Annotated in this window: 11 protein-coding genes; 4 read left to right on the top strand and 7 right to left on the bottom strand. The window is 67.1% G+C overall.

Annotated features, from left to right (window positions below; genetic code table 11):
* Window positions 1-30: 30 nt before the first annotated feature.
* Entirely contained in the window at window positions 31-537 is a 507-nt protein-coding gene (locus tag AC5P5R_RS04765; RefSeq protein WP_005412266.1) for an acyl-CoA thioesterase, read from the bottom strand.
* A 160-nt stretch (window positions 538-697) separates the two neighbouring features.
* Complete coding sequence (metK, locus tag AC5P5R_RS04760) at window positions 698-1,909, bottom strand: methionine adenosyltransferase (protein WP_005408103.1); 1,212 nt, start codon at window positions 1,907-1,909, stop codon at window positions 698-700.
* 322 nt (window positions 1,910-2,231) lie between these two features.
* On the opposite strand from metK, the gene olsF reads away from it, so the two are divergent.
* The 3 genes from olsF (at window position 2,232) to AC5P5R_RS04745 (ending at window position 5,953) form a co-directional block, all read left to right on the top strand.
* On the top strand, window positions 2,232-3,947 hold the full coding sequence (gene olsF / locus AC5P5R_RS04755) for a bifunctional ornithine lipid synthase OlsF (protein ID WP_049459460.1): 1,716 nt from the start codon (window positions 2,232-2,234) through the stop codon (window positions 3,945-3,947).
* Window positions 3,944-4,744 (top strand): UDP-2,3-diacylglucosamine diphosphatase, encoded by an 801-nt coding sequence (locus AC5P5R_RS04750; RefSeq protein ID WP_049459459.1) that lies wholly within the window; start codon window positions 3,944-3,946, stop codon window positions 4,742-4,744. The genes olsF and AC5P5R_RS04750 overlap by 4 nt, the downstream gene beginning before the upstream one ends.
* Before the next feature lie 150 nt (window positions 4,745-4,894).
* Complete coding sequence (locus tag AC5P5R_RS04745; RefSeq protein WP_164281584.1) at window positions 4,895-5,953, top strand: metal-dependent hydrolase; 1,059 nt, start codon at window positions 4,895-4,897, stop codon at window positions 5,951-5,953.
* Between the two features lie 50 nt (window positions 5,954-6,003).
* Here AC5P5R_RS04745 and AC5P5R_RS04740 read toward each other — a convergent pair whose 3' ends face one another.
* The 5 genes from AC5P5R_RS04740 to AC5P5R_RS04720 form a co-directional block, all read right to left on the bottom strand.
* The gene (locus AC5P5R_RS04740; protein ID WP_049459457.1) at window positions 6,004-7,014 is read right to left on the bottom strand and encodes a glycosyltransferase family 2 protein; all 1,011 of its coding nucleotides are present in this window, start codon (window positions 7,012-7,014) and stop codon (window positions 6,004-6,006) included.
* Window positions 7,011-8,744: a DUF3292 domain-containing protein gene (locus tag AC5P5R_RS04735; protein ID WP_223846472.1), complete on the bottom strand. Its 1,734-nt coding sequence runs from the start codon at window positions 8,742-8,744 to the stop codon at window positions 7,011-7,013. Before AC5P5R_RS04735 ends, AC5P5R_RS04740 begins: the two co-directional genes overlap by 4 nt.
* A 255-nt stretch (window positions 8,745-8,999) precedes the next feature.
* Window positions 9,000-9,827, bottom strand: a complete 828-nt coding sequence (locus AC5P5R_RS04730; RefSeq protein ID WP_043035378.1) for a class I SAM-dependent methyltransferase — start codon at window positions 9,825-9,827, stop codon at window positions 9,000-9,002.
* A gap of 57 nt (window positions 9,828-9,884) precedes the next feature.
* On the bottom strand, window positions 9,885-10,880 hold the full coding sequence (gene dusB, locus AC5P5R_RS04725; protein ID WP_012479176.1) for a tRNA dihydrouridine synthase DusB: 996 nt from the start codon (window positions 10,878-10,880) through the stop codon (window positions 9,885-9,887).
* Between the two features lie 413 nt (window positions 10,881-11,293).
* On the bottom strand, window positions 11,294-12,211 hold the full coding sequence (locus tag AC5P5R_RS04720; RefSeq protein WP_043035379.1) for a LysR family transcriptional regulator: 918 nt from the start codon (window positions 12,209-12,211) through the stop codon (window positions 11,294-11,296).
* Window positions 12,212-12,302: 91 nt separating this feature from the next.
* Here AC5P5R_RS04720 and AC5P5R_RS04715 point away from each other — a divergent pair, with 91 nt between their 5' ends.
* Window positions 12,303-13,523, top strand: a complete 1,221-nt coding sequence (locus AC5P5R_RS04715) for an MFS transporter (RefSeq protein WP_043035380.1) — start codon at window positions 12,303-12,305, stop codon at window positions 13,521-13,523.
* The last annotated feature ends 64 nt before the right edge of the window (window positions 13,524-13,587 follow it).

Genomic DNA, 13,587 nt, shown 5'->3' with positions numbered 1-13,587 from the left:
CGAGGTTGCCGGCCAGCGGCCGGCACTACCTCATTCCTCCGGCGACGGCGGGTTCGACGCCAGCAGTTCCAGATGGCGCTGTTCCATTTCCTGGCGCAGCTGGCGGCGGATCAGCGCGGCAGCCTGGCGGCGCTTTTCGTCCGAGGTGACCGGCTGCAAGGGTGGCACCGGCGTCGGCCGGCCTTCCTCATCCACCGCCACCATGGTGAAGAAGCAGCTGTTGGCGTGGCGCACGCTGCGCTTGAGGATGTCCTCGGCCACCACCTTGATGCCGATCTCCATCGACGAGGTGCCCGTGTAGTTCACCGATGCCAGGAAGGTGACCAGCTCGCCCACCGCGATGGGCTGGCGGAACATCACCTGGTCCACCGACAGGGTGACTACGTAGCTGCCGGCGTAACGGCTGGCGCAGGCGTAGGCGACCTGGTCGAGCAGGCGCAGGATCGCACCACCGTGGACCTTGCCGGAGAAATTGGCCATTTCCGGCGACATCAGCACGGTCATGGACAGCTGGTGGGTTTTCAGTTCGGTCGACATGCGGCGGATTGTATCGGCAACCGCGCGATTGTTTCCGGAGGCCATGAAAAAGCCGGCCAGCGGCCGGCTCTACCAGAAAGCAGAAGGGCCGCTTGCGCGGCCCTTCTTCAAGGTCAGCCGACTAACAGTCGGCTCTACCGGTCGGCTCTACCCGCCGGCTTTACTTCAGCTTCGCATCCGCGCGCAGGGCGGCGGCGCGGTCGGTCTTCTCCCAGGAGAAGGCCGTGGCGTTGACGGTCTCGCCTTCGCCGTTGAGGTAGCTGAACTCCTTCGGCTTGCGGCCGAAGTGGCCGTAGGCCGCGGTCTGCTGGTACATCGGGTGGATCAGGTCCAGCATCTTGATGATGCCGTACGGGCGCAGGTCGAAGTGCTTGCGGATCAGCTTCTCGATCTTGTCGTCGCTGATCTTGCCGGTGCCGAAGGTGGTGACCGAGATCGAGGTCGGCTCAGCCACGCCGATGGCGTAGGAGACCTGCACTTCGCAACGGTCGGCCAGGCCGGCGGCAACCACGTTCTTGGCGACGTAGCGGGCCGCGTAGGCCGCCGAACGATCGACCTTGGACGGGTCCTTGCCGGAGAAGGCGCCACCACCGTGACGGGCCCAGCCGCCGTAGGTGTCGACGATGATCTTGCGGCCGGTCAGGCCGCAGTCGCCCACCGGGCCGCCGATCTCGAACTTGCCGGTCGGGTTGATGTGGAACTTGGTGCCCTTGTGCAGCCACTTGGCCGGCAGCACCGGCTTGATGATCTCTTCGCGGACGGCCTCGATGAGGTCCTTCTGCTTGATGCCCGGGGCATGCTGGGTCGACAGCACCACGGCGTCGATGGCCGAGACCACGCCGTTTTCATAGCGCAGGGTGACCTGGCTCTTGGCGTCCGGACGCAGCCACGACAGCGGCGAGTTCTTCTTCTTGCGGATCTTGGCCTGCTGCTCGACCAGGCGGTGCGACAGGTGGATCGCGGCCGGCATGTAGCTGTCGGTCTCGTTGGTGGCGTAGCCGAACATCAGGCCCTGGTCGCCAGCGCCCATTTCTTCCGGCTTCTTGCGGTCCACGCCCTGGGCGATGTGCGGCGACTGCTTGCCGATCAGGTTCAGCACGCCGCAGGTGGCGCCGTCGAAGCCGACGTCGGAGCTGTCGTAGCCGATGTCCGTGATGACCTTGCGGGTCAGGGCTTCCAGGTCGATCCAGGCGCTGGTGGTGATTTCACCGGCCACGATGGCAACGCCGGTCTTGACCATGGTCTCGCAGGCCACGCGGGCGCGCTGGTCCTGGGTCAGGATCGCGTCCAGCACCGCATCGGAGATCTGGTCGGCAACCTTGTCCGGATGGCCTTCGGAGACCGACTCGGAGGTGAAGAGATAGCTGGACATCAGGCGTAATATCCCTTGATTCGGATGGAAAGATGGGCGCGCATGATACACGGGGTGCGCCGCCTGTGCATTGTGAACCTGTACCGGTTGCCGGTGGTTAAGCCCGCGTAGGCCCGGCAAGGGCCGTCCTGACGGGATTGGGCCCCGGCCTCGAGGCCCAGTGTTCCACCAGTGTGACAGCGGGCCGGGTGGCGAGCGGGCGGTTGCGGCCCCTCCGGCCGGGGACGACCGTCATCGTTCTGCCCCGAAACCGCCATCTGGCTGCCGCCTGCCGGGCGCAGGCTGTCGGCCAATACGGCCGCCGGGCATGAGTGGATCCGCCATGCAGGAACTTGAACAGCGTCTCCAGCAGCGCTTTCCCGATTGGTTCCATGGCCGTCGTGGCCAACTGGCGCGGCCATTGCTTCGCAGCGTCGGGCGCTGGTCGCGGTTGGACCAGATCGAAGCGTTCCTGCAGCGCAGTGCAGGATTGCGCGGATTCGGCTTCGTCGCCGCCGGGCTGGAGTTCATCGATGGCCAGTACCAGGTGGATCCGGCCGCGTTGGCGAAGATCCCGGCCACCGGTCGCCTGCTGATCGTCGCCAACCACCCGTCCGGCGCACTGGACGCGCTGGCTCTGCTGGACGCGGTCGGTCGCATCCGCCGCGATGTGCGAATCGTGGCCAACGACCTGCTGGGGGCGATCGCGCCACTGCAGGACCTGCTGTTGCCGGTGCGCATCCTCGGTGGCAAGGCCCAGCGTGGCAGCCTGCATGCGGTCGAAGAGGCGTTGGCTGCCGAGCAGTGCGTGATCGTGTTCCCGGCCGGCGAGGTCTCGCGGCTGTCGCTGCGCGGCATCCGTGATGGTCGCTGGCAGCGCGGTTTCGTCCGCTTTGCCCGTGCCGCCGGCGCGCCGGTGCTGCCGGTACGGGTGGAAGCGCGCAACTCGGCGCTGTTCTACGGCGCCTCGACCCTGTTCAAGCCGGCCGGCACCGCGCTGCTGGCGCGCGAGATGTTCACCCGCCGCGGCCGCCCGCTGCGCCTGAGCATCGGTGAGCCGATGCAGCTGGGCAAGGGCGGTGACCCGGGCGCACAGCTGCTGTCGGTACGCCGCGCGCTGTATGCGCTGGGCCGCAATGGCGCGGCCGGCAATGCCGCTGCCTTCGCAGGCCCCGAGCCGCTGGCGGCGCCGGTGCCACCCTCGCAGGTCGCCGCTGGGATTGCCGCAGCCACCCAGCTGGGCCAGACCGCCGACGGCAAGCAGATTCTGCTGGCCACTTGTACTGCCGATTCGCCGCTACTGCTGGAGCTGGGCCGCCTGCGCGAACTGACCTTCCGCCAGGTGGGCGAGGGCACCGGGCGCAGCCGGGACCTGGACGATTACGACCCGCAGTACGAGCACATCGTGATCTGGGACGCGGCCGCGCAGCGCATCGCCGGCGCGTACCGGATCATGCGCGGCGCCCATGCGCTGGCCCGGCACGGACTGTCCGGGCTCTACAGCGCGTCGCTGTTCCGCTATTCCGACGATGCCATCACCCACATCGCCGAAGGCCTGGAACTGGGCCGCAGCTTCGTGGTGCCCGACTACTGGGGCAGCCGCAGCCTGGACTACCTGTGGCAGGGCATCGGTGCCTACCTGCAGTGCCGGCCGGGTATCCGCTACCTGTTCGGCGCCGTGTCGATCAGCGCGGCGCTGCCACGCGATGCGCGCGAGCAGCTGGTGGCGTACTACCAGCGCTATTACGGCGGTACCGCCGGCCTGGCCGAATCGAACCGCCCGTTCCAGTACTTCGCCGCGCCGCCGAGTTTTGGCGAGCTGGATGCAGGCGCCGCGTTCGATGTGCTCAAGGCCAACCTGGCCGCACTCGGCACCGGCGTGCCGACGCTGTATCGCCAGTACACCGATCTGTGCGAACCCGGTGGCGCGCGCTTCCTCGCCTTCGGTGTCGACCCGGACTTCAGCGATTCGATCGACGGCCTGATCGAAGTGGACCTGTGCGCGATCCGGCCGAACAAGCGCAAACGCTACCTGCGCGATGCGGGGATGCCGGCATGAGCGTGCTGGCGAACCTGTCGCCGCACCGGCGCGCAGTGTTCGTCTCCGACGTGCACCTGGGTTCACGTCATTGCCATGCCACCGAACTGGCACGTTTTCTCTCGCAGCTGCGCTGTGAGCGTCTGTACCTGGTCGGTGACATCATCGACCTGTGGTGGATGGCCCATCGCCGTGCCAACTGGCGGCAGTCGCACAGCGAGGTCATCCAGGCCCTGCACGCGCTGCGCCGTGCCGGCACCGAGATCATCTACATTCCCGGCAACCACGATGCCTCGCTGCGCCAGGTGTGCGGGCTGATGCTGCCGGCGATGCAGGTGCGCCGCCGCGCCATCCACGTGACCGCCGATGGCCGCCGGCTGCTGGTCGCGCATGGCGACGACTACGACGGCGTGACCCACTTCGGCGGCCTGCAGGAAAAGTTCGGTGACTGGCTGTACTACCGCATCCTCACCGGCAACCAGGCGCTGAATGCAGTGCGGCGCCGGCTGGGCATGCGCTACTGGTCGCTGTCGGAGTTCCTGAAAAAGCGCAGTGGTGCGGCCGAACGCTACATCGAGCGCTTCGTGCAGGCCGGGCTGGACGACGTGCGCCGGCGTGGCCTGGATGGCATCGTCTGTGGCCATATCCACCGCGCCGCGCTGGTCGAACGCGACGGCCTGGTCTATGCGAACGATGGTGACTGGGTGGAAAGCCTGACCGCGCTGGTCGAAGACCACGACGGCGCGCTGCGCCTGCTGGACCACAACGGGCAGACCTTGGTGGAGCTACCGGGCGCGCGCTTGTCACAGGCGGCGTAACCCGTTTCCGTAGAGTCGACTGTTAGTCGACTATCGCGCGCAGCGCGCGGTGTCCGCAGCCTGATGGAAGAGCAGTCGACTAACAGTCGACTCTACAGAAACGGTGTCCGGGAGTGAGACGGCACGCCCGTAAGCCGTTAGCATCGGCCCATGGATTCCCTGACCCAGATCGTACTTGGTGGCGCCGTCGCCGCTGCCATTGCTCCGCCCGGCCATCGCCGTGCGGCACTGCTGGCCGGTGCCGCGCTCGGTACTCTGCCGGACCTCGACGCGCTGTGGCTCGGCTTCACCGCCACCGGCCCGGTAGCGAACATGGTCGAGCACCGCAGCTTCAGCCATTCGTTGCTGGTGCTGCCGTGTGTGGCGGCGCTGATCTGGTGGTTGTTCAAGCGCTTTGGAAATGGCCGGGTCGCGCAGTCACCGGTGCGCTGGTTCTGGGCGATCCAGCTGGCGCTGGTGACCCACCCGGTGCTGGATGCGTTCACTGTCTATGGCACCCAGTTGTGGTGGCCGCTGCGGCCACATCCAACCATGGGCTCCAGCGTCTTCATCATCGACCCTGCATACACTGTGTGGCTGCTGCTGGGCTGCGTAGTGGCCTGGTTCGGTCGTGCGCGCCCCTGGGTCGGCAAGGTGCTGGGCGTGTCACTGCTGGTCAGCAGCGCATACCTGGGCTGGGGCCTGATCGCCAAGGCGCAGGTCGACCGCGTCGCGCAGCAGAGCCTGGCCGCGATGGGCCTGGCCGATGCGCCGCGCTTCTCGGTACCGATGCCGTTCAACACGCTGCTATGGCGGGTAGTGGCGATGACGCCCAATGGCTACGTGGTCGGAGACCGCTCGCTGGTCGCCGATCATGGGCCGATGCAGTTCGAAGGCCATCCCTCCAACGTGCAGGCACTGCGCGAGGCGCAGGCGATTCCGGCGGTGCAGCGACTGCAGTGGTTCAACCGCGGCTTCATGCGTGCGCAGGTCGTTGACGGGCGCCTGGTGCTGAGTGATCTGCGCATGGGCCTGGAACCGGATTACACCTTCAACTTCGCCGTGGCCGAACAGGTGGGCGGGCAGTGGCGGCCGATCGTGCCCGAACAGCTGCGCGTGGACTACAGCAGCCCGGCAGCACGCGCCGACGCCGGGCGCCGGCTGGCCGCGATGTGGCAACGCATCTGGCACGAGCCGGCAGCATCCGCGACCGGCGCTGCGCACCCGTAGATCCACGCCATGCGTGGATGGCGCGAACAACAGCCACGCAGGGCGTGGCTCTACTGCGGCTGGCGGTTGAGCTTGATCGAACGGTTCAGCACCTGGCGCGGCACGTTGGCGATGTCAAAGCCAACGAACGCCAGCAGGAACTGCAGCCCGGAGATCAGCGCGACCATGGCGATCATGATGGTACCCACCGGCGTGGCGACATCGGCCTGGGCCGACCGTACCCAGTGGTACAGCCCGAACAGCCCCCCGAAGGCGAGCAGGCTGCTGCCGGCGATCAGCTCCAGCGACGCGATGCTGAGGTCGCGCAGGAAATAGTTGTAGGCAATGCGCTTGAGCGTGTTGCGCAGGTGCTTGAAGGTGAACTCACCCAGGATGCGACCAATGCGCAGGTTGCTGGTTTCGTCGCCGTAGTGGGCATCCATTGCCACATCCTGCACGACCGCGCGCACGGTGTTCAGTCGGAACAGCATGTCGGTCTCGAAGAAATAGCGGTCGCTGACCGCCTCGAGTTTCAGGTGGCTGGCGACCTTGGCATGGATGGCGGTGTAGCCGTTGGTCGGATCGAACACCTGCCAGTACCCGGACGAAGCCTTGGTCATGAAGGACAGCAGCAGGTTGCCCAGGCGCCGCACCGGGGGCATGCGGCGGATGTGGGTCAGGTTCCAGAATCGGTTGCCCTTGGTGTAGTCGGCATGGCCGTCGGCGATCGGCGCGACGAAGTCCATCAGCAGCGCCGGGTCCATCTGCCCATCGCCATCGACCTTGACCAGAATGTCCATGCCATCGGCGATGGCCGCGCGGTACCCGGTCTTGATCGCGCCGCCGACGCCGAGGTTGTGCTGATGGAACAGCACGGTGATGCGCGGGTCGTTGGCTTCGGCCTGGATCAGGCGGCCGCTGCCGTCGGGGCACGCATCGTCCACGCAGTAGATCGCCGTTACCGCATCATCGATCGCCGCCAGCACGGACAGCACGTGGCGGGTCACTTTGTAGCAGGGGATGATCACGGCGATCCGAGCCGGCGTGGATGCGGAGGGCGAAGTGGTGGTCATCGGATTCATGGGGCTGGGTGGGCCAGCAGGGGTTTTGCCGGCAGTTCCACCAGATCCCCCTGCAGCACCCGTGGTGCGTCGCCCTCAGGCGCTACGGTGATGTGGTGGTAGCGGTTGAAGGTGAAGTCGAACTGCTCGTCGGGCAGGGATGGGAAGTAGCGGCGGAAGTAATCCATCTGTGGCAGGTACAGCACATGGTTCACGGCGGGAATGCCAACACCCGGCAGGAGGGCCCCGAACCCACCGGGAGCCACCAGCGCGCCTTCGGTCGTGGTGGCTGAGCCGCGGGCCTGCAGGGAGTGCAGGACGGCAGTGCGGTCCATTGCGAAGATCGGGCCGGCCGGCTGCACGGGATTGAACAGGCCGTTGCCCAGCAGGTTGGCCAGCGCGGCCGTGGCCAGCACCAGGCTCGCGGCGTGAACCGACAACTGCGGGCGCCGCGCGGCGACGGCGAGTGCGGCCAGGCACAGGTAGGGAATGGCATCGGCAGCGCTGTGCAGGCGACTGAACTGGCCTTCACCGAACAGGAACTTGGCCAGGCTGCCGACCATCAGCAACGCCGCCAGAAGCAGCAGGCGCCAGCGCTGCAGGCGCACGCCGCAGTGCACCAGGATCATCGCGCAGGCGATGTTGAGCAACAGGCCGAAGGCCAGCAGTGCGCGAGCGGGGGGCACCATCGACAGGGTGGTCAGTTTGCCAACCACGGCAGGCACAGGCAGGAAGATCCAGCAGGCGATGAACAGCAGGCCGGCGGCGAGGATCAGCAGGGAGCTGCGATGGCTTTTCGCCCATTCACGCAGCCGTGCGCCATCGGCCAGCACCAGCGTGAACAGTGGCAGCAGGCTGCCCAGCACCGCGATTTCGCAATCGTTGGATGCCTTGAACAACGGCAGCGGTGCGAACCGGTAGGTCATCAGGTTCGGGAAGAGGTGCGCGAGCAGGCTGGTCAGGCCGACACCGCCACCGGCGCTCTGGCGCTGGCCGGGGTACACCGTGTTGCGCACGATCGGGATGATGTCGTGGAAGTAGCCGACGAACACCGCCAGTGCGATCGCGCCTGCGATGGCGGCATCGACCAGACGTACAACGGTGATGGCATCGCGCCGGACCGCCAGCACCAGCACCGCCAGGGCCAGCACCGAGGAAATGATGAAAGGTGGGTAGGACACCGCGATCAGCCATGCCGCCAGTGCATAGGCGCAGGCCACGATGCGCAGCGCGCGATGGCCGATGCCCAGCCATGCCACCGCAGCCCAGGGTGCCAGCGCGAAGGCACCGGCATTACTGGTCCACCAGACCTGCACGAACGGCGCGAAGAACAGCGTGGTCGAAACCAGTACTGCGGCTAGTGCCGGCATCCGCAGTTGGCGCAGGAGCAGGGCCCATCCGCTCAGGAAGGCCATGGCCATGAACATGAAGAAGAATGAATAGGCGTTCGCTGCAGGCAGCATGAAGAACGCCCAGTGGTACGGCTTGAACAGCAGCCCCCAGTCCTGCAGCGGCAGCGCCTGGAAGGTGCGCAGTGACTCGTGGTATGCCGAGTGCGCATTGAACTGCCCGAAGTCGTTGTTGACCGCGATCTGGATGTACGGCGTGAACACCATCCATTCGTCGGTGCGGATGTAGCGGGCGGTACCGAGCAGCGGCTGCTGCGGGGTCAGGCCGAGGTACTCGTAGGCCAGCGAGTAGGAAGAAGGCGTCAGTGCGAGCGCGACATACAGGATGCACAGCAGCGCCATGATCCCGGCAAGCAGGCGAACCTGGCCAGGGCGAAGTCCGCCCGTCTGGCCCGGGTCCTGGGCAGGGAAAGGCGTTCGGCCGCTGTCACTCATCATGCGCTCGCAGGTAAGGTCCATCCATGCGCGACGTACCCGCACACCGATGCCTGAGGGCAATAGAGGGGGATCCCGGCACGCGCCGTTCCGAGGCCGGGACTGCGGGATTCTAGCCGGTTGCCGCCGGAGCCGCAGGCCATCCTGTGGCGAGGATAGGCCTCAATACACCGTCGCGCGGCCCTGCACGAACGAGTAGAAGAACACCGCGTTCGGGTCGTTCTGCACCAGGCGGAACTCGCGGCGCATGCCTTCCACGGTTTCCTCGTCCACCGAGCCGGCCTGCAGCAGCTGGTCGGCGGCCGACAGCAGCAGCTGTTCCCAGAACGCGATCATCGTCTTGCGACGCGCCGGCTCGCGGTTGTCCAGGTGGATGGTCTTGATCTCGGTGTGCACGTCGCGGAAGCCGCCGGCCAGCAGCAGGTTGCCCAGCTTGGCGCCGACGAACGGGTCGCCCCCGTGGTCGTACTGGAAATCGTTGAAGGCCATCCAGTAGCGCCAGATGTGCGGCGAATACGGATCGAGCAAGAACGAGGCATTCATCACTTCGGTGATGTACACCGGCGAACCCGGTGCCAGCACCCGGCGCACTTCGCTCAGCACACGTGCGGGTGACGGCACGTGCTCCAGCACCCAGCACAGGAACGCCGCGTCGAAGCTGCGTGCCTCGAACGGCAGCTCACTGGCATCGGCCTGCTGCAGGGTATAGCGGTCGCTGCACCACGGCGTGCGCGCCAGGTTCTCGCGCGCGGTGGCCAGCTGCGTTTCGCTCAGGTCCACGCCGGTCACGTGCAGCTCGGGGAAGCGGCGCAGCAGGATCTCGGTCTGTGCGCCCACGCCGCTGCCGACTTCCAGCAGGCGCCGCGCGCCGCTGTAGTCGATCTGGCCGAAGATGCTTGACTCCAGCAGCCGGGCCTGGGTCATCAGGCGCTGCTGCTCGGTGCCGGAAAACCCGTGCAGATAGGTCGGGGAGGAAATCGGCGGGGTCATGGTGGGCTCTTGTAGCGTCGAGCTGGCTCGACTGTTCGCAAACGCGGGGCTGGCGGCTCAGGCCGCCGAAGGCAGCGCCGGTTCCCCGGCGATCAGGCGGTCGAAGTATTCGGTGGTCAATGCGATCTGGCTGGCCGGATCCTCGGCACGGTTGACCACCGCGCGGAAAGCGGCATTCTCCGGCCGGTCCTTGGCATACCAGCCCAGGTGCTTGCGCGCGATGCGCACGCCCTGCGGCTCGCCATAGAACGCATGCAGCGCGTGCAGGTGGCCAAGCAGGATGTCGCGCACTTCCGCCAATGATGGCGGTGGCAGTTCCTCGCCGGTGGCCAGGTAGTGCGCCACTTCGCGGAAGATCCACGGCCGGCCCTGCGCCGAGCGACCGATCATCACCGCATCCACGCCGGTTTCCTTCAGGACGTAGGCGGCCTTCTGCGGCGAATCGATATCGCCGTTGGCGATCACCGGAATGCGCAGCGCGGCCTTGATCTCGCCGATCGTGGCGTACTCCGCCTGGCCGGTGTAGTGCTGGTCGCGGGTACGGCCGTGCACCGCCAGTGCCGCGATACCGCTGTCCTCGGCGATGCGTGCGATCAGCGGGCCATTGCGATGATCGCAGTCCCAACCGGTACGGATCTTCAGCGTGACCGGCACGTCCACCGCGTTGACCACGGCCTCGAGGATGCGCGCCACCAGTTGCTCGTCGCGCATCAGTGCCGAACCGGCCCAGGCGTTGCACACCTTCTTGGCCGGGCACCCCATGTTGATGTCGATGATCTGCGCGCCGTGGTCGACGTTGTAGCGCGCGGCCTCGGCCAGCTGCTGCGGCTCGGTGCCGGCGATCTGCACGCTGATCGGGGCCGGTTCGCCGTCATGGTCCATGCGGTGGATCGACTTGCGCGTGTTCCAGAAGCGCGGATCACTGATGGTCATTTCCGAGGCGGCCAGACCCGCGCCCAGCCGTTTGCACAGCAGGCGGAAGGGCTTGTCGGTGACGCCGGCCATGGGCGCCAGCACGACGTTGGGGGCAATGGTGTACGGGCCGATCTGCATGCGCCCATTGTAGGGCGCGCGCGGCGGTACGGCCGCGTCGGGCGCGGTCCGGTTCAGGCCGATCGGCACCGACCTCATGCCGTACCGGCATCAGCAGATGCTTGATGGTTGCTTCCACCGCCCCCAAGGGCGGGTGATGGTGGGGTGCTTGGTGAAGGCCAATGCCGCCGGGCTGGGGATGTGGCGAGACGGGGTAGAGTCGACTGTCAGTCGACTATCGCGCGAAGCGCGGGGTTTCCGCGGCCTGGCCGGAAAGCAGTCGACTACCAGTCGACTCTACCCGGTCGCGCTGCCCCCGGCTGCCAGGCCCGGCGTTGCCCAGGCTTGGGAATGCCTCCAGCCTAGGGAGAATCGATTATCAGTCGACCAGGCTGCGATGGCACTGCCTGCGGTCGTCCCTGATGGCCCCGCGCTCAGCGCGGCGGATCGATCTGCAACCCGGCGCCGAGACGGTCCAATGCCACATCCACGCGCGGCAACAGCTGCCGGCCCTGTGGCCACAACAGGCGCAAGGGCAGGCCGCGGCAGTCCAGCGTTGGCAGGATCGAAACCAGGCTGCCGCGTGCCAGCGCGTCATCGACCAGCCAGGTGGCCAGCTGGGCGATGCCAAAGCCGGCCTCGACCGCCGCCACCTGCGCTTCGGCACTACCGACCACCAGGCGTGCGCGGGCCTGCAGCCATGCGCTGCGATTCCCGGCGTCAGCCACCTGCCACGGCCCGATGCTGCCGTCGGCGCGGCCGAACATCACGCCGTCGTGGTCGGCCAGTTCGGAGGTCGAACGGGGCAGGCCGTGCCGTTCCAGATAGGCCGGCGACGCGCAGAAGCACAGGCGCTCGTAGCCGAGCAGGCGGCTGCCCAGGGTCGCTGGCAGCGGCTCGGGGCCACCGATGCGCACAGCCAGATCGATGCCGTCCTCGGCCAGGTCGATGAAGCGGTCGCCGAAGGTCACCTGCGGCCGCAGGTGCGGGAACGCATCGGCCAGCTGCAGCAGCAACGGCCAGACTTTGAGGCGCCCGAAGGTGGCCGGCGCATCCACGCGCAGACGCCCCACGGGCGCCCCGCCATGTGCGGCCAGCACTGATTCGGCATCAGCCAGTTCGGCCAGCACCCGCACGCAGGTGCGATGGAATCCTTCACCGGCTTCGGTCAGGCGCAATCGCCGGGTGCTGCGTTCGAACAATCTGGCTCCCAGCCGTGCCTCGAGCCGTGCGATGGTCTTGCCGACCGCCGAACTGGTTACATGCAGGCGCTCGGCGGCAGCGGTGAAGCTGCCGGCGTCAGCGGTGGCGACGAAGGCCTCGATGCCACGCAGGCGTTCGGTGGGGAGCATGGGAAATTTTGTCTTGAATAGGTGGAAAATATAGCAGTAATCGGAACTACGGGAATAAATAGTCTGGCGGCTCCAGTTCTGGTGCTCCTCCATGTCCTCCCCCGATTCTCCCGTGGCCGCTGGCCACGCCAATGTGCGCCGACAGCTTTCGGTCGCCCTGCTGGCGGTGTCCGCTTTCGTCATCGTTACCACCGAGTTCCTGATCGTCGGCCTGCTGCCGGCACTGGCCCACGACCTTGGCCTGGGCATTGCCCGTGCCGGGCAACTGGTCACCCTGTTTGCGTTCACCGTGATGCTGGCCGGGCCACCGTTGACCGCGCTGCTCGCGCACGTCGACCGACGCCGCCTGTTCGTGGCCATCCTGCTGCTGTTCGCCGGCTCCAACGCGCTGGCCGCGATGTCCACGCAGCCATGGCTGCTGGCGCTGGCACGGGTGCTGCCGGCGCTGGCCCTGCCGGTGTTCTGGGGCACGGCCAGCGAGACTGCTGCACTGCTGGCACCTGCGGAGCAGGGGGGGCGTGCGGTGGCACGGGTCTATCTGGGCATCACCGCCGCGATGCTGTTCGGCATTCCGCTGGGCACGTTGGCTGCCGATGCCATCGGTTGGCGCGGCAGCTTCTGGTTGCTGGCAGCGTTGTCACTGCTGATGGCCGCTGCATTAGCGTTGTGGATGCCCGATACGGTTGCCGGGCCGCGGCGCGCGCTGCGCGAACAGGCACGCGTGCTGCGCCAGCCCTGGCTGCAGGGCAATGTGCTGTTGTCGGTGCTGGTGTTCACCGCCATGTTCGCTGCCTATACCTATCTGGCCGATGTACTCGAACGGCTGCTGTGGGTTCCTGCCGCACAGGTGGGGTGGTGGCTGATGGGCTTCGGTGCGGTTGGATTGATCGGCAACGCGTTGGGCGGCCGCTGGGTGGATCGCGCGCCACTGGGTGCGACCTTGGCGTTCTGTGGCGTATTGGCGCTGGGCGTGCTGGGCAGCGTCGGGCTGGCCGGGCAGGGAGCATTCGCGCTCATCGCGCTGGCGGTCTGGGGCGTGGCCCACACCGCGCTGTTTCCGCTGTGCCAGGTGCGGGTGATGCGTGCAGCGCCGCAGGCACAGGCGCTGGCCGGAACCTTGAATGTCTCGGCGGCCAATGCAGGCATCGGCCTGGGGGCGCTGTTGGGAGGCGGCGCCATCGAACGCTTCGGCCTGGCATCGCTGGGTGCGGTGGGCGCGGCCGTTGCGTTGCTGGCGATTGCCGCAGGCCTGTTGCTGCGATGGCTTGCCCGGTCTCGTGCATCCACGCATGGCGTGGATCTACCCCATTGAACGTGCCGCCGTGGTGCTTGCAGTAGATCCACGCCATGCGTGGATGGAAGACCCACAAAAAAGC

This window comes from Stenotrophomonas sp. YJH_SMC_19, assembly GCF_059367915.1.
The sequence above is the reverse complement of the archived record's forward strand: the minus strand, read 5'-3'. Positions and strand labels throughout refer to the sequence as shown.